Genomic DNA, 19,767 nt, shown 5'->3' with positions numbered 1-19,767 from the left:
CCGGAAGCCCACCGCCGCAAAGTCCACCGCCGACCGCGTCATCTGTCACCGTTTTCGGCCGTTTCACGTGACAGAACGCGCGTTCGGCGGTGGGCTCGGTGGCGGTGAGGCGGTCAGCCGCGCAGCGCCCGCAGCACCTCGTCGAGCCGGCCGCGCACGTCGGCGCCGGCCCCCTCACGACCCGCAGCCCCGACACCCCCGCCCCCGACACCCGCGGCCTCGGTCGTGCGCACGTCGTCGAGGTCGGCGCGCAGCCGCGCGACCTCGTCGGCGAGCGCGGCCCGCACGGCCGGTCGGGTCGCGGCGCGCTCGAGCCGCTCGACGAGCCGGACCGCGCCGTCGAGCGCGACCGGCGCCTCCAGGGCGTAGGCGCGCACGGCGACCAGCACGTCCGCGACGAGCGACTCGGCCGTGGGCCACGGCACCACCACGCGGACGTCGCCCGCGCCGTCCGCCCGCCCGCGCGCGGCGGGAGCCCGCACGACGACGGGCACGAGGCCCGAGGCGAGCGCGTCGAACGCGCTCACGGGCGTGTATGGGTCGTTGGTGCCGGGCGACAGCGCGCGCACGGCCATCTCGGTGAGCTGCCGCACCGCGAACCGCACGTCCTGGTAGGGGGTGCGGGACGAGCCGAGCATGACGTCGCCGCGCAGGCCCGCGACGAGGTCGGGGTCGAGGCGGGTCACGAGCGCCGGCCCGTCGTCGCGGGCGCCGTCGGGCAGCGGTCCGCGGTCGGGCGCCCCGACGCGCGCGAGCGGCTCGCCGGGGATCACGTGGTCGCCGGGCGCGGCGAGGAGCTCGACCACGACGCCGGCCCCGCACGCACGGCGCACGAGCCCGTCGAGGTCGACGTACTGGACGTACCCGGCGGCGTCCGCGGTCACGACGGGCGCGTCCGCGCGGACGGCGGGCACGACGTCGCGCCGGTCGTCGGACGGTTCGGCCGGGAACACCTGGTCGACGACGGCCACGAGCTCGTCGCGCACCTTCTGCTGGAGGGTCGTGACCTGCACGGACTGCGCGATGTGGTGGATGAAGTACACGAGGAACGCGACGTCCACGACCGCGAGCAGCACCGCGACGTGCACCGCGACCGACGGGACGAACGCGTCCGACCCGTCGACCTCGGAGCGCACCGAGCGCAGCACCACGAGCGAGTACAGGAACGTCGAGGTGAACACCGCGAGCACGGTCTGGTTGGAGCGGTCTGCCATGAAGTTGCGCACGAGCCGCGGCCCGTACGCGGACGACGTCGTCGCCATGACCGAGATCGTGATGGAGAACGACGTCGCGGCGACCGTGAGCATCGACCCGCCGATCGCGGTCAGCACGGCCCGGCTGCCGCTCGCGCTGAGGGTGCCGAGCAGCGGCAGGTCGGTCACGCCGTCCTGCTGGAGCGTGCGGTCGAGCGCGACGAGGCCGAGCGCGAGCACGATCGCGGCCACGCCCAGGAGCGTCGGGGCGAGCCAGAACGACTCGCGGGCGCGCGTGACCCAGGCGGTGACCATGCCCCGACCCTACGGCGCACCGCGGTCCCCCACCGGGATCCCGCGGCTGCCCCCACCGCCGTCCCCCACCGCCGAACGCAACCCTGCGCACCAGATCCCCCGGTACGACGGTGCACAACGTTGCGTTCGGCCGCCGGTACGCGTGTCCACGTAGGGGTCTTGCTCACAGGTCGTGCGCACTTCATGGTCAGGCAGCGCCCAGATGGCGCCCAGAGTTCCCACCCATCACCGGAGGTCGACGATGTTCTCCCGCCACCCCTCTGCCGCCGAGGCGCCCGCCTCGCCGCCCGCCGAGCGTCCGCCCACGGGGGTCTGCGCCGGCCCCCGGGTCTGCTGACGACGACGATCGCGGTCGTGGTCGCCGTCGGCGCGGCGAGCACCGCGATGCTGACCGAGGCGCCGCCCGCCGACGCCCAGATCGAGAACTGGTGCATGCTCCAGTGGCGTCCGGACGTCGCGTACGTCGGCGGCGCCACGGTCGCGGTCGGGAGCACCGTCTACTGGGCCCGCTGGTGGACGCTCGGCGACTCGCCCACGCAGTACGCCGACACCGACTGGTCCGTCTGGGTCAGGTCGTACAGCTGCTGGCCCACGAACTCCCCACCCCCGACCGTCGTCACGTCGGTGCCGTCCCGGACCTGATCGAACGCCCACCCGACCACCCACCGCCGAACGCAACGTTGCGCACCAGATCCAGCCGTGTCGTGGTGCGCAACGTTGCGTTCGGCGGTGGGTCCCTGGTGGGAGGGCGGACGGCGGACGGCGCGTGGGCGGGTCGCGCTAGCCTCGCGCCATGAGCCACGTCCCGAGCCACGTCCCGAGCCATCTCGCGCGCACCTCGTCCGACGCTCCCGGCCCTGGCACCGTCCCCGGCACCGCGACCGGCACCGGCACCAGGAGCGGCACCGACACCGACACCGCAGCGGCCGGCCACGAATCGCCGTCGGCGCAGGACGCGGTGCTCGACCGCGCCGCGGGGGTGCTCGTCGCGCAGGCCGCGGGCGACTCCCTGGGCGTGCCGTACGAGTTCGCGATGCCGCCGCGCGACGACGAGCTCGCCGTCATGCGGGGCGGCGGGCTCGGCCCGTACGAGCCCGGCGAGTGGAGCGACGACACCCAGATGGCGGTGTGCGTCGCCCGGGTCACGGCAGGTACGACGTCCGTCGGCCTCCTCGCGGACGACGCCACGGTGCGTCCCGAGGCGCTCGACGAGATCGCGGCGGCGTTCGAGGCGTGGCGCACGGGCGGCGCGTCCGACGTGGGCACGCAGACCGCGACGGTGCTGCGCGACGCGGCCCGCGCGCAGGGGTCCCCGGCGACCCGGCTCACGGCCGCGAGCCTCGCGCTGCACCGGGCGACGGGCCGCACCGCGGGCAACGGCGCGCTCATGCGCACGGGCGTCGTGGGCCTCGTCGCGCTCGACGACCGCGCCGCGACGGCCCGGGCGGCCCGCGCGGTCGCGTCGCTCACGCACGCCGACCCGCTCGCCGGCGAGTCGTGCGTGCTGTGGTGCGAGGCCGTCCGGGTCGCGGTGACCGAGGGTCGCCTCGACGTGCGCGCGGGCCTCGACCTGCTGGTGCCCGAGGCCAAGGACCGCTGGGAGTCGTGGATCGCGGACGCCGAGCAGCCCGAGCCGCAGACCGACCTGCGCGAGAACGGGTTCACCGTCACGGCACTGCAGGCCGCGTGGCACGCGATCACGGTCACGCTCGAGCACGACGAGCACCTCGTCGACGCGCTGCACGCCGCGGTGCGGATCGGCGGCGACACCGACACGGTCGCGGCGATCGCGGGCCAGCTCCTGGGCGCGCGCTACGGGGAGTCGGCCGTGCCGGCGCAGTGGCGCGACGCGGTCCACGGGTGGCCGGGACTGCGGGCCGACGACCTGGCCGCGCTCGCCCGCGCGACGGTCGCGCGCGGCGTCCGGCACGGGGGCTGATCCCGGCCCGACCCGGGGTGGACCAACCGGGACGTCCCGGGCACGGACGGTTGGCGCCGTGACCTTTTCGTGACACACTCTGACGCGAGCCAGGGGGCCCGCGGCGCACCGTCGTCGCGGTGACGGCACACCACGACGACGAGGGATCGATGCCGACCGCCACCGCCGTGACCAGCGCAGTCACCTGGATCCGCACCGCGGACGACGCGACCGCGCTCGCCCGGGACCTGACCGTCCCGGGTCGGCGGACGCGCCCCGTCGTCGTCATCACGATCCCGTCGGGCGAGACCGCGCCGTTCGTCGACCCCGAGCACGTGCACGAGGCCCTGGGCGACCTCGCGGACGTCGTCGTGATGCCCACCTCGGACGTCTCCTGGGACTTCTCGCACCACATGCCGCCCGGCACGCAGGTGTACGGCGGGTCGGCGCGCGTGTACCCGGTCGACCACCGCTGGGTGAGCGACCTGCGCCGCACCCCGCTGCGCTTCGCGTACGGCCCGGACACCACGCACCGCATCGCCGACCGGCTCGTGCAGGACGCGCTCGCGGCCGCGCTCGACGCCGGCCTCGTGGGCACGACCCTCGACGTCGTCGACCGCCCCGCGCAGGGCACGGTGCGCGGGCTGCTCGACGGGCGCGCGTTCGTCGCGCTCGACGACGGCATGGCGACCGTCTGGCAGGAGCTCACCGTCCCGGGCATCACGCTCGACCGCCTGCTGCGCGAGGGCCAGCGCGTGCGCGGCACGCTCGACCCGGCCTCGCGCCGCCTCGACGTGCGCGCGTCCCTCGCCGCGCCGCCCGCCCCGGGCACGTCGCACCCCCTGCTCGCCGACTACACGAGCGGCGCCGTCGTGCTCGCGCGCGTCGCCGACGTCGGCGACCTGACCCTCACGCTCGAGGTGCTGCCCGGCGTGACCGCCGTCGTCAAGCACCACCTCGTCACGGGCAACGTCGGCGACCACCTGAGCGACCTCTTCACGGTCGGCGAGACCGTCGCCGCGCGCGTCGACGTGCACCACGCGGGCGAGCTGTCGATGCGCCTCGACGACGTGGACGACGACGAGCCCGTCCTCCCGGCCCCGTCGCTCCTGCCGGGCGGGCCGGCCTGGCTCGAGCTGCCGCCCCCGTCGGTGTCGGACGCCGCAGCGGGCGCAGGCCCGTCGGGCGCGGTCCGCCCGGGGCCGGGCGCGTCGGAGCCCGGCCGAGCCGGCAGCCCCGGCCGCGCGCCGGAGCCTGGCCCGAAACCCGGACCACCCGGGGCGACGCGCCGACCGTCGCCGGGGCCGGTCCCCACGGATCGCGGTATCCCTGCGGCGCGCCCCGGCCCTGCCGCGCGGCCCACGCCGGGCCGCCCGCGCGTCACCCCGCGCATGCTCGACCCGAACGCGCCCCGGCCCGCGCCCGCGCCCGCGCACGGGCCGACCTCCGCTGCGCCGTCCGCCACGACCCAGCCCACCGGCGCCCCGTCCGGCGCGACCGAACCCAGCGCGCCGTCGACGAGCTCGCGCGCCGCGACCCGCACCCTCTCCCTCGCGCTCGCGACCGAGCGCGCGCGGGCCGACGCAGCCGAGCGCGAGCTCGAGATCCTGCGCGCGGCCGAGCGTGCCCGCACCGCCGAGCTCGAGGCGCTTCGGGCCAACGCCGACGCGCTCGCGCGCGAGGTCGAGGACGCGCAGCGCAAGGTCGAGAACCAGCGTGCCCGGCACCGCCGCGTGGTGCAGCAGCGCGACGCGCTCGCGCGCGAGATCAAGTCCGGGCCGGGCGACGTCGACCGCGACGTGCCCACGCTGTTCCTCGACCCCGAGCAGCAGCTGCGCCACGAGGTGTACGTGACGTGGGCCGAGCGCGTGCCGGCGTCCGAGAAGCAGGAGCGGCCGCTGCCGGAGTACGCGGTCGGGCCCGACTTCGTCGTGTCGCTCGACGAGATCGAGGGCGTCTCGCGGGCCAAGGTCCTCGAGGTCGTCGTCGACGTCCTCACGGGCGACCGCAAGCGGCTCAGCGCGCTCGACGACCACCCGCTCCGCACGCACGACGGGTCGAGCGCTCCCCCGCGCCGCCGCGACGACGGCGCGGTCTGCTACCGCGTCTACCTCCAGCGCAACACCGCGCAGGCGCGGCGTCTGCACTACTGGCGGCTCGGCGGCGCGATCGAGCTCGCGCGCGTCGTGCTGCACGACGACACGCGCGCGTGAGCGCCTGACCAGCCGCTTCGTCCGGACCCCGGGGTGCGCGCGATGATGGACGGGTGAGCACTCCCGGCCCGACCCACCCTGCGACGTCCGACCACTGCCCCTGCCTGAGCGGCGACACCTACGGCGACTGCTGCGCCCGCTTCCACGCCGGCGCGCCCGCCCCGACCGCCGAGCAGCTCATGCGCTCGCGGTACAGCGCGTTCGCGGCGCGCGACTCGGCCTACGTCCTAACGACCTGGCACCCGAGCGCGCGCCCCGCGTCGCTCGACCTGGTGGACGACGTCGAGTGGCGGGGCCTGGAGGTCGTGCGCACCCGCGCGGGCGGCCCGCTCGACACGACCGGCGTCGTCGAGTTCGTCGCCCGCTACCGCGAGCGCACCGCACGCCCCGACGGGCCGCGCGCACCCGTGCACGAGCTGCACGAGGTCAGCCGGTTCGTGCGCGAGGACGGCCGTTGGTACTACGTCGCGGGCGACCATCCGGCCTGAGCGCGGCGCCGCAGCGCAGGCACCCGCCGCGCGAGCGCGAGCATCGGCCCGACCACGAGCGCACCCAGCACGGCTCCCGCGACGTTGAGCGCGACGTCCTGCACGGTCGGGACCCGGCCGGGGATCACGGTCTGCACGACCTCGATCCCGCCCGAGACGAGCACCGCGGCGACCGTGGTGAGCACAAACGCGTGCAGCAGCGGCCGCACCTCGAACAGCGGGCGGCGGGCGCGGGCGGGCATCTGCGGCGGGCGCGGGGCCATCCCGAGGATCAGCATGAGCAGGAACCCGAACGGCAGGAACATCACGACGTTCGCCGCCATCTCGAGATGCTCGACGCTCATGCCCAGACCCACGCGGTCGAGCAGCGCGAGCACGTCCTGCGTCCAGCGCGGCGCGTCGGTCGTCTGCGGCGACGGCCACAGGGTCACGACGAGCACGGCCGCCATGTAGACGCCGAACAAGACCCGCACCACGCGCACCATGCCCGGGAGCGTACCGCGCGGCACCCCGGCCGGGAACCGACCGTCCGGGTTAGCCTCGGCGCCATGACCCTGCGCTCGTTCGGCTCCGACAACCACGCCGGCATCCACCCCGAGGTGCTCGCCGCGATCGCGGCCGCCAACACCGACCACGCGCTCGCGTACGGCGACGACCCGTGGACGGCGCGGCTCGCCGAGCGCGTGCGCGAGACCTTCGGGCCCGAGGCGAGCGTGACACCCGTGTTCAACGGCACCGGGGCGAACGTCGTCGGCCTCACGTCGCTGCTGCCACGCTGGGGCGCGGTGATCTGCTCCGAGCTCGCGCACGTGCACACCGACGAGCAGGGGGCGCCCGAGCGCGTCGGCGGCCTCAAGCTGCTGCCCGTGCCGAGCCCCGACGGCCGGATCACGCCCGACGCCGTGCACGCGCACGCCCGCGCGCTCGGCGACGTCCACCACCCCCAGCCCCTCGCGGTGCTCGTGACCCAGTCGACCGAGCTCGGCACCGTCTACCGGCCCGACGAGCTGCGCGCGCTCGCCGACGCCGCGCATGGCCACGGCATGGCGCTGTTCGTCGACGGCGCACGCCTCGCCAACGCCGCCGCCGCGCTCGGGCTGCCGCTGCGCGCGATCACGACCGACGTGGGCGTCGACGCGGTGTCGTTCGGCGGCACCAAGAACGGGGCGCTCGCGGCCGAGGCGGTCGTCGTACTGCGCCCGGGCGTGGCCGACGGGATCGGGTTCGTGCGCAAGGCGCAGATGCAGCTCGCGTCCAAGATGCGGTTCGTCTCGGCGCAGCTGCTCGCGCAGCTCGGCGAGCCGGGCGACCCGCTCGGCGCGACCGCCGGCGCCGCGCCCCTGTGGCTGCGCACCGCGTCCCACGCCAACGCGATGACCGCGCTCCTGCGCTCGACCCTGGAGGACGACGTCACGGCCGGCCGGGTGCAGCACCTGGGCTTCGCGCAGCCGAGCGAGGCCAACGCGACGTTCGCGGTGCTGCCGCGCGCGGCGGCCGACGCGCTGCGCGAGCACGCGCCGTTCTACGAGGTCGCGACCGGCCCCGAGCCCGGCACCGTGGTGTCCCGGTGGATGACGGCCTGGGACACGACGCCGCACGAGGTCGGCGCGTTCTGCGCCGCGGTGCGCGAGGTGCTGGGTCGCTGAGCCGCGGGGTGCTGGGTCGCTGAGCCTCGGGGTGCTGGGTCGCTGCGCGCATCGCGAGCGCCACGTTCGGGCCCCCACCCGGGCCCTCGAACGGGCCAGGACGTGACTCTCGCGCGCATGAGGGCCAGAACGTGACCCTCGCGAGGCGTCGGACGCGGGGCGCCACTTTCGGGCCCCCACCCGAGCGCACCGGCCCACCCCTGCACCGCGAGCGCCACGTTCGGGCCCTGCGCCAGGCGCGACGCTCGACCCCTGCCCCGCCGCGCACCGCGACCGCCACGTTCGAGCCCCCACCCGGGCCCTCGAACGGGCCAGGACGTGACTCTCGCGCGCGTGAGGGCCAGAACGTGACCCTCGCGAGGCGTCGGACGCGCGCGTGAGGGCCGGGACGTGACCCTCGCGCGCGACGGGTCGGGTCAGTGACCGCCCGAGACGATGAACGCGATGCCCGCGACGATCGCCGCGACGCACACCGCGAAGCTCGCGACCGCGGCGACCCGGCGACCCGCGCCGACGTGCCCGACCCGGACCTCGGCCGAGGCGCCCGAGCTGCCGCCCGCGCTCTCGCCCAAGGCCGCGCCCGCGGCGTCCGCCCGGCCCGCGCCCGAGGGCACGAGCGCCCGGACCCCGAGTGCGAACATCGCGGGCAGGCCCGCCCCGACGATCACTGCTGCCACGACGACGCGCAGGAGGGCGTCGACGTCGATGTACTCGCTCATGCTCGGCCGTCCTGGTCGTCGGTGCGGTGGGTGGTCGCGGCGGTGCCGGACGGCGCGGGGCCCGCGCCGACGGTCGCGAGCGCGGCCGGGTCGTGGGTCGCGACGACCTCGGCGACCTGCGTCGAGGCGTCCTCCCACTCGTCGTTGACGTTGGTGTGGTCGACGGGCTTGCGGCGCGAGACGAGCCAGATCGCGGTCGAGACGGCGACGAGCAGGCCGAACACGACGTAGCTGCCGGCGTCGCCGCCGATGGCCTCGTCGAGCCACAGGCACGCGGCGCCGACGATCCCCGCGGCGGGGAGCGTCACGAGCCACGCGGTGAACATGCGGCCCGCGACGCCCCAGCGGACCTTGGCGCCCGGCATGCCGACGCCCGAGCCGAGGATGGAGCCGGTCGCGACGTGCGTGGTCGAGAGCGAGTAGCCGAAGTGGCTCGAGAGCAGGATCACGGCCGCGGACGACGTCTCGGCGGCCATGCCCTGGCGCGAGTCGATCTCGACGAGGCCCTTGCCGAGCGTGCGGATCACGCGCCAGCCGCCCAGGTAGGTGCCGAGGCCCATCGCGATGGCGCACGAGGCGACGACCCAGAACGGCACGCCCGAGCTCTCGTCGACGGCCCCGCCCGCGATGAGCGCGAGCAGGATGATGCCCATCGACTTCTGCGCGTCGTTGGTGCCGTGCGCGAGGGAGACGAGCGACGCCGAGCCGATCTGGCCCCAGCGGAACATGCGGGAGTTCGTGTCCTCGGGGATGTCCTTGGTGATGCGCGCGACCATCCACGTGCCGAGGGCGCCGACGCCGATCGCGAGGACCGGGGCGATGAGCGCGGGCAGCATGACCTTGGAGATCACGCCCGACCAGATGACGCCGTCGGTGCCGACCGCGGCGAGCACCGCGCCGACGACGCCGCCGATGAGCGCGTGCGACGAGCTCGACGGGATGCCGAACAGCCAGGTCAGGAGGTTCCAGACGATGCCGCCGACGAGTCCGGCGAGCACGACGGGCAGTGTCACGACGCCGGCGTCGACGATGCCCTTGGCGATCGTCGCGGCCACGGCGAGGGAGAGGAACGCGCCCACGAGGTTCAGGCTCGCCGAGAGCAGCACGGCTGCCTTCGGCTTGAGCGCCCTGGTCGCGATGGACGTGGCCATCGCGTTACCGGTGTCGTGGAACCCGTTGGTGAAGTCGAAGGCCAGTGCGGTCACGACGACGACGACGAGGAGGATCGGCTCGGTCACATACTCCATGGTGGGGGACGCCGGAGGGCTGCGACGACCAGATCCACGAACCTTCGGACGGTGTTCACCTGGAATTCATCTTGGCGTCGCGGCACGGGGTGGTCACCAGGAGTAGACCTGGAAGGTTGACCACCCCGCGCCGCCGCTGCCTGCGGACGACGCCGCAGGTCAGGAGCCTGCGCGCGTGCTCATCTCGTCCGCGCTCGGCGCCTCGACGACCTGGCCGCCGTCGTAGTCGGTCATGATGGTCACGAACTCCACGCCGGCGAAGGAGTACGACATCTTGCGGGGCAGGTCGTCGTCGACGCCGAGCCACAAGTGGTACTCGAGCTCGTCGGGGAGCTGCGCCGCCGCGGCATCCTCCTCCGTGAGCCCGCCCGACGCGGCGATCGCGGTGGAGTCCACGCCGAGCACGTACTCGCGCGCGGTCGTGCCGTCGAGCTCCTCGGTCGCGTCCACGGCCTTGAACGAGGTGAGCGCGTCCTTGATCGGGGCGATCGCCGCATGCGGGTCGAGCTGGTCGATGGTCTGGGCGAACGAGACACCCATCGGGTCGTCCGGGTCGTCCATGTCGACCTCGACGAACCCGTCGGTGTACCCGGCGACGTCGTAGAACGCGCGGCCGTCGACGAAGATCATGTGGACACCGTCGCCGCCCTCGCCGCTCATGGTCATGTCCATGTCGGTCGTGCCGTCGTGCATCACGATGTCGGCCTGCATGACCGTGCCGGCCATGTCCATGGTCTGCGTGTACGACCCGGCGTTGACCGTCGCATCGACGTACGTCTCGAAAAACTCGTCCTGCGTGAGCACGTCGCCCGATTCCTCGGCGGCCTCCTCGGTGACCTCCTCGGCGGCGGGCGACGCGTCGTCGTCCCCCTGGGAGGTGGCGGACGGCGCGTCCGCGGGTGCGTCGTCCGACGCGCACCCGGCGAGCGTGAGGGCGCCGGCGAGGGCCAGCGGGACGGACAGGACGGCAAACCTGCGGGCAGAGCGCATGAGGACCCCTTGGTGGACGGGGGCGGTCGCACCGACCGCCCGGCGCCGGGCCGTCGGCGTCGACGGCCTCGGCCTGCGGGCGATCCTACGACCGGGGACTCACGCGAGTCCCAGGACGTCCACGATCCAGGCGTCCTCGAACGCGACGTCCTTCCAGCGGGCGTAGCGCCCCGAGACGCCGCCGTGGCCCGCCGACATCTCGGTCTTGAGGAGCGCGGGCGCCCCGACGTCACGCAGGCGGGCGACCCACTTCGCCGGCTCGACGTACAGCACACGCGTGTCGTTGAGGCTCGTGATCGCGAGGATCCGCGGGTACTCGACGTCGTCGCGCACGTTCTCGTACGGCGTGTACGACTTCATGTACCGGTAGACCTCGGGGTCGGCGAGCGGGTTGCCCCACTCGTCCCACTCGACGACGGTCAGCGGCAGGTCCGGGTCGAGGATCGACGTGAGCGCGTCCACGAACGGCACGACGGCCACGACGCCCGCGAACAGCTCGGGCGCGAGGTTCGCGACCGCGCCCATGAGCAGCCCGCCCGCCGAGCCGCCGCGCGCGACCATCTTCTCGGGCGTCGTCCACCCGGCGCCGACGAGGTGCTGCGCGCACGCCACGAAGTCCGTGAACGTGTTCTTCTTATGCAGCGTCTTGCCGTCCTCGTACCAGTGCCGGCCCATCTCGCCGCCGCCGCGCACGTGCGCGACCGCGAACACGATGCCGCGGTCGAGCAGCGACAGGCGCGAGATCGCGAACGACGGGTCGGTCGACACCTCGTACGAGCCGTACCCGTACAGCTCGAGCGGCACCGGGTCGGCCTGCATGCCCGAGGAGTCGAGCCCGACCGCATCCTTGCGCCACACGAGCGAGATCGGCACGAGCGTGCCGTCCTCGGCCGTCGCCCACTCGCGCGACTGCGCGTAGTCGTCCGGGTCGTACCCGCCGAGCACGGGCTGCCGCTTGCGCAGCAGGAGCTCGCGCGCCACGACGTCGTAGTCGTAGACCGTCCCCGGCGTCACGAAGCTCGTGTACCCGATGCGCACGTGCGGCTGCTCCCACGCGGGGTTCCCCGCGAGACCCGCGGTGAACAACGGCTCGTCGAACGCGACGTCCGCCACCTCCCACGGCCCCTCGGGGGCGACCTCGTCGAGCCGGACCACGCCCACCCGCTGGAGCGCGTCGCGCCGGAACGACACCACGACGTGCCCCGCGAACGCGTCCACGCCCTCGACGCGCGTCGCGTCGTCGTGCGGGACGACGACGGTCGCCGCCGCCGGGTCGAGTGGACCGGCCCCCGGGGCCGGGACGTCCGTGAGCACGACCTCGAAGTTCTCCGCACCCGCGTTGTGCGTCACGACGAGGACGTCGCGCGACCCGCCGTCCGACGACGGCAGCACCGCGTGCTCGACCGTGTACTCGACGCCCTCGCGCCGCTCCCACACGACCCGGAACTCGCCCGTCGGGTCGTCCGCGTCGAGCAGCAGCGACTCGCTCGTGATCTTCGAGCCGAGCTCGATCTGCACGAACCGCCTCGACCGGCTCACCCCGACCCCGACCCAGTAGCGGTCGTCGGGCTCGGCGAAGACCACCACGTCGTCGGACGCCGCGCTGCCGACCTCGTGCCGCCACACGCGGTCGGGCCGCCACGCGTCGTCGACCGTCGTGTAGAAGACGTACCGCCCGCCCGGCGCGAACGTCGCACCGCCCGCGGTGCCGTTCACCTCGTCCGCGAGGTCGTCACCCGTGGTCAGGTCGCGCACGCGCAGCGTGTAGCGCTCGTCGCCCACGGTGTCGACCGCGTAGACGAGGCGGCCGCCGTCGTCCGAGACGTCGAACGAGCCCAACGAGAAGAAGTCGTGCCCGTCGGCCTCGACGTTCTCGTCGAGCAGCACCTGCTCGCCCGGCACCGGGACGCCCGGCTCGAGCACGGACGGCGTCCAGTCGCCCGCGTCGGCGATCGGCGCGCGCGCCCGGATCGCGTACTGCTGCCCCTCGACCGTGCGCGAGTAGTACCACCACGCGCCGTCACGCACCGGGACCGACAGGTCCGTCTCGAGCGTGCGGTCCTTGATCTCGGTGAAGATCTGCTCGCGCAGCCCGTCGAGGTGCGCCGTCTGCGCCGCGGTCCACGCGTTCTCGGCCTCGAGGTACGCGAGCGTGTCCGGGGACTCCTTGTCGCGCAGCCACTCGTAAGGGTCATCGACCACGTCCCCGTGGTGCGTGCGCGTCGTCGGACGGCGCTCGGCGCGCGGCGGGGCGGTGGGGGCCGTGGGATCCGTGGGCTCGGTCGGCGGGAGGGCAGGCGTCGGCAGTTCGGGCGTCACGGTCTCGGGCGTCGCGTCAGACATGCCGCCAGCCTACGGGTCGCGGCGCCGCGTCGGGGCGCGCACGCACAGCCCCCGGGCTAGGGTCCGAGCAGGGGCGTGGGCGCCCCTCCGCGACGCCAGGAGGCAGCATGGGACGACAGCACGCCGGACTCGACGCGACCTGCGACACCACCCGCGACGCGGCCCTGGATCTCGGTGCGGAGCGCCGCGCGGAGCCCGTGCGGCGGACCGCCGCCGGCCGTGCCGCCACAGGCCGGGCCCCCGGCCGCGTGATCGGCGCCGGGGTCGGTGCCCTCGTGCTGGCCGGTCTCGGGACCGCGCTCGCCCCGGCCGCTCTCGCCGCGCCCTGCACCCCCGACGACGAGACCGCGTGCGTCGGCGTCCTCGTGCTCGACCCGTACAACGACCTGCTCGGCGACGTCGACGTGACCATCACCGGCCCCGAGGACTTCTCGGCCGAGCTCACGACCGAGGCCGGGGCGCTCGCGTCCGTGCCCGTGACCGCCGCCGGGACCTACACGATCGCGGTCGATCCGGCGACGTTCCCCGACGACACCGCGCTGCCCGACGGCGTCCCCGAGTCGCAGGAGGTCGACGCGGCGCTCGGCGCCACGAGCCGCGCGGTGTTCCGGGGCGGCTCCGTCACGGCGATCCCGCGCGAGTCGTCGCCCGCACCCGGAGCCGCGGAGTCCGGGAGCGACGGGTCGGCCGCCGTCCTGTGGGCCGTGATCGTCGCGGTCGTGCTCGTCGCCGCTGCCGTGACGCTCGTGCTGCTGCGGCGCCGGGCCGCGCCACCGGCGTCCGGCACCGGTCCGGGCCGCGACGGGACTGATGGTGACGGGACTGACGGCGACGGGACTGACGGTGCCGGGCCGGGCGGCGATGGCCCGGGCGACACGAGCTCTGACGGCGACGGCCGGCCCGACGCGGCGTCCGGCGACAGGACACCGGACGGCGGGACCCCGGACGACGGGACCGCCCCGGACCACGGGACATCGAGCGACAAGACCCCGGACGACAAGACCCCGGAGGACGAGACCGCCGCTCCCGACGAGGAGGACCGGCCCGCGTTCCCCGACCCTCAGGCGACGCCGAGGTAGGCGTCCTTGACGGCCGGGTCGGCGAGCAGCTCGCGACCCGGCCCGCTGCGCACGACGTTGCCGGTCTCGAGCACGTACGCGCGGTGCGAGCGCGAGAGCGCCTGCTGCGCGTTCTGCTCGACGAGCAGCACCGTGGTGCCCTGCGCGTTGATCTCGGACACGATCCGGAAGATCTGGGCGATGATCATGGGCGCGAGGCCCATCGACGGCTCGTCGAGCAGCAGCAGCCGCGGGCGGGCCATGAGCGCCCTGCCGATCGCGAGCATCTGCTGCTCGCCGCCCGACATCGTGCCGCCCACCTGGTCGCGCCGCTCCGCGAGCCGCGGGAACAGCTCGAACACGTGGTCGAGGGTCTCGTCGTGCTGGGCCTTGGACTCGAAGGTGCGCGCGTAGCAGCCCATCTCGAGGTTCTCGGTCACGGTCATCCCGGGGAACACCCCGCGGCCCTCGGGCGCCTGGATGATGCCCTCGAGCACGCGCAGGTGGGGTTTCATGCGCGTGATGTCCTTGCCGTCGAACACGATCGAGCCGCGGCTCGGCGCGCGCAGGCCCGAGACCGCGCGCATCGTGGTCGTCTTGCCCGCACCGTTCGCGCCGATGAGCGTCACGAGCTCGCCCTGCTCGACCGTGAGGGACACCCCGTGCAGCGCCTCGATGCGGCCGTAGGCGACGGACATGTCGGTGATCTCGAGGAGTGCCATCAGCGCGTGCCTCCGGTCGTGGGGGCGGCGCCCGTGGTCGGGCCGCCGATCTCGGGCAGGTCGGGCACCGCGGCGTCGTCGGGCACGCCGAGGTACGCCGCGACCACGGCCGGGTCGGACGTGACCTCCTCGGGCGTGCCGTCGGCGATCTTGCGCCCGAACTCGAGCACCACGATGCGGTCGGTCACCCCGCGCACGAGGCGCATGTCGTGCTCGATGAGCAGCACGGTGTAGCCGTCGTCGCGGATGTGCCGGATGAGACCCATGAGGGACTCCTTCTCGGCCGGGTTGAACCCGGCCGCCGGCTCGTCGAGGCACAGCAGCTTGGGCTCGGTCGCGAGCGCCCGCGCGATCTCGAGCCGGCGCTGGTCGCCGTACGGGAGGTTGCGCGCCCTCTCGGTCGCGCGCGCCCCGATCCCGACGAACTCGAGCAGCGCCATGCCGCGGTCGATCGCGTCGCGCTCCTCGGCACGGTGCCGACGCGTGCGGAACACCGCCCCGGGCACCGACGTGCGGTGCCGCGCGTCGGTGCCGACCACGACGTTCTCGAGCGCCGTCATCTCGCCGAACAGCCGGATGTTCTGGAAGGTGCGCGCGATCCCTCGGCGCGTGATCTCGTTGCGCGCGGCCTTGCCGATCACCTCGCCGTCGAACAGCACCGTGCCGGACGTCGGCCGGTAGACCCCCGTCATGGCGTTGAACGCGGTCGTCTTGCCCGCGCCGTTGGGGCCGATGAGCCCGAGGATCTCGCCGCGGCGGATGTCGAACGTGACGTGGTCGAGCGCGGTGAGGCCGCCGAACTGCATGGTCACGTCGCGCATGCTCAGCAGCGGCTCGCCCTCGGCCACGTGGACGTCGCGCGAGGGCGCGACGATCGCGTCGACCGTGGTGGGGTCGGCGAGCTCGGGCCGCACCTCGGCCACGTCGACCGCGACGGCCTCCTCGACGTCTCCGCCCGGGTCGTACGGGAGCGTCTCGGGGGTCGCGGTGTCGGCCGCGAGGTGCGCGTCCTCGTGCGCGCTGCCCGCGACGACGTCCTCCGGGTCGTTGGCCCTCATCGGGCGTCTCCTTCCGTCGCGACGTCGACCGCGGGGACGGCGTCCGCCCGCCCCGACCCGTCGCCGGCACCCGACACCTTGCGCGCCGCGGCGCGCGCCGCGACGTACAGCTCACGGCCGTATGTGAGGAGCTTCTGGCGTGCCGGGAACAACCCCTGCGGCCGGAAGATCATGAGCAGCACGAGCGCGAGGCCGAAGAACAGGTACTTGTAGTTGGCGATCTCGTTGCCGTCGATCGGGATCCCGAAGATCTCGGTGCGGCCGAGGAAGAAGTTCGGCAGGTAGACCACGACGAACGCGCCGACGATCACGCCGAGCTTGTTCCCCTGGCCGCCGAGCACGACCGCGCACAGGAACAGCATCGAGTTGATGACGTTGAAGTTGGTCGGCACCACGAACTGCACCTGGCCCGCATACAGCGCTCCGGAGATGCCGCCGATCGCGGCGCCGATGACGAACGCCCAGAGCTTGAACCGGAACGTGGGCACGCCCATGATCTCCGCGGCGTCCTCGTCCTCCCGGATCGCGACCCAGGCACGCCCGACGCGCGAGCGCTCGAGGTTGCCGACCACGAGCAGCGCGATCACGATCAGCACGATCGAGACCCAGAACCACCAGACGCCCGCGTTGAGCGTGCCGCTCGCGTTGCCGGCCGAGAACACCCCGTTCGGGTGCTCCTCGGAGACCCCGACGCGCGGGTACGCGACCTGCGAGAGCCCGCGCCCGCCGCCCGTGACGCTGTCGAGGTTGTCCGCGAGCAGGCGCACGATCTCGCCGAACCCGAGGGTCACGATCGCGAGGTAGTCGCCGCGCAGGCGCAGCGTGGGCGACCCGAGGATCAGCCCCGAGATCGCGGTGACCGCGATCGCGACGGGCAGGCACGCGAGCCACGCCCAGTCGTTCGAGAGCCAGTCGTCGGTGAGGTTCCACGGGCTGTCGGGGCTCGTGAGCAGCGCGACCGTGTAGGCGCCGATCGCGTAGAAGCCCACGTAGCCGAGGTCGAGCAGGCCCGCCTGGCCGACCACGACGTTGAGACCGATCGCGATGAGCGCGACCATGCCGAACTGCGCCATGACGCTGCCGAAGTCGGTGCCGACCGTCGTCAGCAGCGGCGGCCGGATCACGGGCAGCGCCGCGATCAGCAGGATGAACGGCACGCCGATCGCCCACTGCGTGGGCCGCGCGAGCGCGTCCCACCACAGGCGCAGCCGGTCGCCGAGCCCGGCGTGCGGGCGCTGCGCGACGGGGGTGCGGCCCGCGGGCGGGAGGCTCGTGGGCCTCGAGGTCGTGGCCTTCGCCGACGTGCTCTTCGCCGACGTGGCCTTCGCCGACGTCGCGTCGGGGGTGTCCGAGGTGCTCATGCGCGGGCCCTCCCGAGCGACTCGCCGAGGATCCCCGTGGGCCGGAACATCAGCACGAGGATGAGGAGGACGAACGCGACGACGTCGCGCCACTCCGTCCCGAAGACCGCCTGGCCGTACAGCTCCATGACGCCGAGCAGCAGACCGCCCAGCAGCGCGCCGCGCAGGTTGCCGATGCCGCCGAGCACGGCGGCCGAGAACGCCTTGATCCCGAGGATGAACCCGCCCGAGAAGATGATGCCGCTGGGTACGCGCAGCGTGTAGAGCATCGCGGCGGCCCCGGCGAGCACGCCGCCGATGAGGAACGTGAGCATGATGATGCGCTCGCGCGAGACGCCCATGAGGGTCGCGGTCACCGGGTCCTGCGCGACGGCGCGGATCCCGCGGCCGAACTTGGTCGCGTTGATGAACCGGTCCGTGACGAACGCGAGCGCGAGCGCCGCGACGATGATGACGAGGTCGACGTTGGTCACGTCGGCCCCGAAGATCGTGAACTGCGTGGTCGGCACGACGAGCCGGATCGGCTGCTGCGCGTTGACGCCGCCGAGCTCGCCGCCCGTGAGCTTGGGGAGCACGAAGTGCACGAACTCCTGCAGGATGAACGAGGCGCCGATCGCGGTGATGAGGAAGACCAGCGACGGCGCACCGCGCTTGCGCAGCGGCGCGTACGCGAGCCGTTCGAGGCCGACGGCCGCGCCGCCCGAGACGACCATGCCGCCGATCATCGCGAGGCACAGGTACACGACGGTGAGCAGCACGCCCTTGTCGAACGCGTTGCCGCTCGGGTAGAAGCCCAGCAGCATGAGCATCGCGTACTGGCCGAACATGCCGAGCATGAAGATCTCGGAGTGCGCGAAGTTGATGAGCCGCAGCACGCCGTACACGAGCGTGTAGCCGACCGCGACGAGCGCGTAGATCGCGCCGTAGGTCAGGCCGTCGACGGTGAGGGCCCAGAAGTTGTCGGCGAGTCTGCCGAGGTCGAAGTCGATGACTCCGTCGGCGTACAGCTGTCCGCCGTGCAGGAGGAGGCTCATGCGGGCTCCTTGGAGGGCGCCGCGGCGACCTCGTGGGTCGTGCGGGCGCGTGAGGGAGGCGTGCGGGACGGGTGCGCCCGGGGTCGGGGCGCTGCGGGTCGCGTCGGACGACGCGGGGCCGGGCGCCGTGGCGCCCGGCCCCTGGTCGTCACTTCACCTGGTAGATCCAGGTGGTGGTGTCGGCGAGCTCACCCGTGGCGTCCCACTCGTAGTGCTTGGCGAGACCGTCGCCCGAGTAGTCCTTGACGAAGGCGACCATGCCGTCGCGGTCGGTCACGCCCGAGTCGATCGCGGCGAGCATGATCGTCGCGAGGTCGTAGCCCTCGACCGAGTAGACGCCGGGCGCCTGGCCCGACGAGTCCTCGTACTCGGTCGCGAAGTCCGTGGGCGCGGGGCCGCACGGGCAGGTCAGGTAGGCGTCCTTCGACGCGTCGCCGGCCTGCTTGACGAACTCGGGGTCGTTCGCGCCGTCGTCCGAGACGAACGTCGCGTCGACTCCACCTGCACGGAGCTGCGACAGGAACGGCGCGCCCTCGGCGTAGTAGCCCGCGTAGTAGATCGCGTCGGGCTCGGCGCTCTTGACGATCTCGACGGTCGCCGAGAAGTCCTTGTCACCGGTCTTGACCTTGGCCGAGCACGACGAGTCCGCGGCGTCGCCGAGGGTCTCGGTCACGACCTCCGCGAGGCCGACGCCGTAGTCGGTGTCGTCCTGGATGACGCAGACCTTGGCCGCGCCGAGCGTGCCCGTGAGGTAGTTCGCGACGGCCCCGCCCTGCGAGTCGTCGTTGCCGAGGCCGCGGAAGAAGTTCGTCCAGCCGTTCTCCGTGAGGCCCGGATTCGTGGCCGAGGCGGTCAGCGAGAGCAGGCCCGCCTGGGAGAACACCGCGCCGGTCGCCTTCGTCTCGCCCGAGAACGCCGGACCGAGCAGGCCGATCACCGCGTCGTCGGCGACGATCGAGGGCGCGACCTGGGTCGCCTTCTGCGGGTCGCCCTCGGTGTCGAACTGCTTGAGCTCGACCTGGCAGTCCGCGTTGGCCGCGTTGTGCTTGTCGACCGCGACCTTGGCACCGTTGAGGATGTTGGTGCCGAGCGCCGCGTTCGGGCCCGTGAGCGCACCCGCCATGGCGATCGCGACGCCGTCGCAGGTCGCCGAGCCGTCGCCGGCCGGGTCGGCCGCGCTCGACGTCTCGGCGGCGGGCGCCTCGGCGCCCTCCGCGTCGATCTGGATGAGCGGCTGGATCGCGAGCTCCGCGGACGAGGACTCGCTCGAGCCACCCGAGGCCTCGTCCCCTCCCTGCGACTGCTCGCTGCAACCCGTGATCGCGAGGATGGCGGTCAGCGCGAGCGCCACCCCACCCGTCGTGCGTCGTGCTGTGCGCATGTACCGAACCTCCGAGGTCCAGACCCTGCGGGTGGTGCCCGCAGCGGTCACCGATCGCTGTTCACCGCTGAACTCATGCAC

General features: G+C 73.8%; 17 protein-coding genes. 6 read left to right on the top strand and 11 right to left on the bottom strand.

Annotation, left to right across the window (positions count from 1 at the left end; translation table 11 throughout):
- Positions 1-113: 113 nt before the first annotated feature.
- Positions 114-1,508: a DUF2254 domain-containing protein gene (locus tag CLV28_RS14825; RefSeq protein ID WP_100424124.1), complete on the bottom strand. Its 1,395-nt coding sequence runs from the start codon at positions 1,506-1,508 to the stop codon at positions 114-116.
- 354 nt (positions 1,509-1,862) lie between these two features.
- On the opposite strand from CLV28_RS14825, the gene CLV28_RS14820 reads away from it, so the two are divergent.
- The 4 genes from CLV28_RS14820 (at position 1,863) to CLV28_RS14805 (ending at position 6,127) form a co-directional block, all read left to right on the top strand.
- Complete coding sequence (locus CLV28_RS14820) at positions 1,863-2,150, top strand: hypothetical protein (RefSeq protein ID WP_100424123.1); 288 nt, start codon at positions 1,863-1,865, stop codon at positions 2,148-2,150.
- Between the two features lie 151 nt (positions 2,151-2,301).
- Positions 2,302-3,447 carry an ADP-ribosylglycohydrolase family protein gene (locus CLV28_RS14815; protein ID WP_203968225.1) on the top strand — a complete coding sequence of 382 codons (1,146 nt, stop codon included), beginning with the start codon at positions 2,302-2,304 and terminating at the stop codon, positions 3,445-3,447.
- A gap of 149 nt (positions 3,448-3,596) precedes the next feature.
- Positions 3,597-5,639 carry a hypothetical protein gene (locus CLV28_RS14810; protein WP_157802668.1) on the top strand — a complete coding sequence of 681 codons (2,043 nt, stop codon included), beginning with the start codon at positions 3,597-3,599 and terminating at the stop codon, positions 5,637-5,639.
- 53 nt (positions 5,640-5,692) lie between these two features.
- Positions 5,693-6,127, top strand: a complete 435-nt coding sequence (locus tag CLV28_RS14805; RefSeq protein ID WP_100424121.1) for a YchJ family protein — start codon at positions 5,693-5,695, stop codon at positions 6,125-6,127.
- Here the strand turns inward: CLV28_RS14805 and CLV28_RS14800 are convergent.
- Positions 6,100-6,612 (bottom strand): VanZ family protein, encoded by a 513-nt coding sequence (locus tag CLV28_RS14800; protein ID WP_100424120.1) that lies wholly within the window; start codon positions 6,610-6,612, stop codon positions 6,100-6,102. The two genes, CLV28_RS14805 and CLV28_RS14800, sit on opposite strands and share 28 nt — an antisense overlap.
- 63 nt (positions 6,613-6,675) lie before the next feature.
- Here CLV28_RS14800 and CLV28_RS14795 point away from each other — a divergent pair, with 63 nt between their 5' ends.
- Complete coding sequence (locus CLV28_RS14795; RefSeq protein ID WP_100424119.1) at positions 6,676-7,773, top strand: threonine aldolase family protein; 1,098 nt, start codon at positions 6,676-6,678, stop codon at positions 7,771-7,773.
- A gap of 416 nt (positions 7,774-8,189) precedes the next feature.
- On the opposite strand, the gene CLV28_RS14790 is transcribed toward CLV28_RS14795, so the two are convergent.
- From CLV28_RS14790 to CLV28_RS14775, 4 genes are all read right to left on the bottom strand, one after another.
- Positions 8,190-8,492: a hypothetical protein gene (locus tag CLV28_RS14790; RefSeq protein WP_100424118.1), complete on the bottom strand. Its 303-nt coding sequence runs from the start codon at positions 8,490-8,492 to the stop codon at positions 8,190-8,192.
- Positions 8,489-9,739, bottom strand: coding sequence for an inorganic phosphate transporter (locus tag CLV28_RS14785; RefSeq protein ID WP_100424117.1), 1,251 nt, complete (start codon positions 9,737-9,739; stop codon positions 8,489-8,491). The genes CLV28_RS14790 and CLV28_RS14785 overlap by 4 nt, the downstream gene beginning before the upstream one ends.
- Before the next feature lie 159 nt (positions 9,740-9,898).
- On the bottom strand, positions 9,899-10,729 hold the full coding sequence (locus tag CLV28_RS14780; RefSeq protein WP_100424116.1) for a hypothetical protein: 831 nt from the start codon (positions 10,727-10,729) through the stop codon (positions 9,899-9,901).
- A 99-nt stretch (positions 10,730-10,828) separates the two neighbouring features.
- Positions 10,829-13,072, bottom strand: coding sequence for a S9 family peptidase (locus CLV28_RS14775; RefSeq protein WP_100424115.1), 2,244 nt, complete (start codon positions 13,070-13,072; stop codon positions 10,829-10,831).
- Between the two features lie 107 nt (positions 13,073-13,179).
- Here CLV28_RS14775 and CLV28_RS14770 point away from each other — a divergent pair, with 107 nt between their 5' ends.
- A complete protein-coding gene (locus tag CLV28_RS14770) occupies positions 13,180-14,151 on the top strand; it encodes a hypothetical protein (RefSeq protein ID WP_100424114.1) in 972 nt (323 codons plus the stop codon).
- On the opposite strand, the gene CLV28_RS14765 is transcribed toward CLV28_RS14770, so the two are convergent.
- The 5 genes from CLV28_RS14765 to CLV28_RS14745 all read right to left on the bottom strand — a co-directional run bounded on the left by CLV28_RS14765 (position 14,133) and on the right by CLV28_RS14745 (position 19,686).
- Positions 14,133-14,852 carry an ABC transporter ATP-binding protein gene (locus tag CLV28_RS14765; protein ID WP_100424113.1) on the bottom strand — a complete coding sequence of 240 codons (720 nt, stop codon included), beginning with the start codon at positions 14,850-14,852 and terminating at the stop codon, positions 14,133-14,135. The genes CLV28_RS14770 and CLV28_RS14765 overlap by 19 nt on opposite strands.
- Positions 14,852-15,910 carry an ABC transporter ATP-binding protein gene (locus tag CLV28_RS14760; RefSeq protein ID WP_100424112.1) on the bottom strand — a complete coding sequence of 353 codons (1,059 nt, stop codon included), beginning with the start codon at positions 15,908-15,910 and terminating at the stop codon, positions 14,852-14,854. The genes CLV28_RS14765 and CLV28_RS14760 overlap by 1 nt, the downstream gene beginning before the upstream one ends.
- Complete coding sequence (locus CLV28_RS14755) at positions 15,907-17,271, bottom strand: branched-chain amino acid ABC transporter permease (RefSeq protein WP_100424111.1); 1,365 nt, start codon at positions 17,269-17,271, stop codon at positions 15,907-15,909. Before CLV28_RS14755 ends, CLV28_RS14760 begins: the two co-directional genes overlap by 4 nt.
- The gene (locus CLV28_RS14750) at positions 17,268-18,305 is read right to left on the bottom strand and encodes a branched-chain amino acid ABC transporter permease (protein ID WP_100424110.1); all 1,038 of its coding nucleotides are present in this window, start codon (positions 18,303-18,305) and stop codon (positions 17,268-17,270) included. The genes CLV28_RS14755 and CLV28_RS14750 overlap by 4 nt, the downstream gene beginning before the upstream one ends.
- 148 nt (positions 18,306-18,453) lie before the next feature.
- On the bottom strand, positions 18,454-19,686 hold the full coding sequence (locus CLV28_RS14745; RefSeq protein ID WP_100424109.1) for a branched-chain amino acid ABC transporter substrate-binding protein: 1,233 nt from the start codon (positions 19,684-19,686) through the stop codon (positions 18,454-18,456).
- Positions 19,687-19,767 lie beyond the last annotated feature (81 nt).

Source organism: Sediminihabitans luteus, assembly GCF_002797595.1.
In the GTDB taxonomy this organism is placed as follows: Bacteria; Actinomycetota; Actinomycetes; order Actinomycetales; family Cellulomonadaceae; genus Paraoerskovia; species Paraoerskovia lutea.
The sequence above is the reverse complement of the archived record's forward strand: the minus strand, read 5'-3'. Positions and strand labels throughout refer to the sequence as shown.

Bases quoted from the DNA above. Each gene is read 5' to 3' on its own strand.
- CLV28_RS14825 (WP_100424124.1), bottom strand. From the start codon at position 1,508: ATGGTCACCGCCTGGGTCACGCGCGCCCGCGAGTCGTTCTGGCTCGCC.
- CLV28_RS14815 (WP_203968225.1), top strand. From the start codon at position 2,302: ATGAGCCACGTCCCGAGCCACGTCCCGAGCCATCTCGCGCGCACCTCG.
- CLV28_RS14810 (WP_157802668.1), top strand. From the start codon at position 3,597: ATGCCGACCGCCACCGCCGTGACCAGCGCAGTCACCTGGATCCGCACC.
- CLV28_RS14800 (WP_100424120.1), bottom strand. From the start codon at position 6,612: ATGGTGCGCGTGGTGCGGGTCTTGTTCGGCGTCTACATGGCGGCCGTG.
- CLV28_RS14795 (WP_100424119.1), top strand. From the start codon at position 6,676: ATGACCCTGCGCTCGTTCGGCTCCGACAACCACGCCGGCATCCACCCC.
- CLV28_RS14790 (WP_100424118.1), bottom strand. From the start codon at position 8,492: ATGAGCGAGTACATCGACGTCGACGCCCTCCTGCGCGTCGTCGTGGCA.
- CLV28_RS14785 (WP_100424117.1), bottom strand. From the start codon at position 9,739: ATGGAGTATGTGACCGAGCCGATCCTCCTCGTCGTCGTCGTCGTGACC.
- CLV28_RS14780 (WP_100424116.1), bottom strand. From the start codon at position 10,729: ATGCGCTCTGCCCGCAGGTTTGCCGTCCTGTCCGTCCCGCTGGCCCTC.
- CLV28_RS14775 (WP_100424115.1), bottom strand. From the start codon at position 13,072: ATGTCTGACGCGACGCCCGAGACCGTGACGCCCGAACTGCCGACGCCT.
- CLV28_RS14770 (WP_100424114.1), top strand. From the start codon at position 13,180: ATGGGACGACAGCACGCCGGACTCGACGCGACCTGCGACACCACCCGC.
- CLV28_RS14765 (WP_100424113.1), bottom strand. From the start codon at position 14,852: ATGGCACTCCTCGAGATCACCGACATGTCCGTCGCCTACGGCCGCATC.
- CLV28_RS14760 (WP_100424112.1), bottom strand. From the start codon at position 15,910: ATGAGGGCCAACGACCCGGAGGACGTCGTCGCGGGCAGCGCGCACGAG.
- CLV28_RS14755 (WP_100424111.1), bottom strand. From the start codon at position 17,271: ATGAGCACCTCGGACACCCCCGACGCGACGTCGGCGAAGGCCACGTCG.
- CLV28_RS14750 (WP_100424110.1), bottom strand. From the start codon at position 18,305: ATGAGCCTCCTCCTGCACGGCGGACAGCTGTACGCCGACGGAGTCATC.
- CLV28_RS14745 (WP_100424109.1), bottom strand. From the start codon at position 19,686: ATGCGCACAGCACGACGCACGACGGGTGGGGTGGCGCTCGCGCTGACC.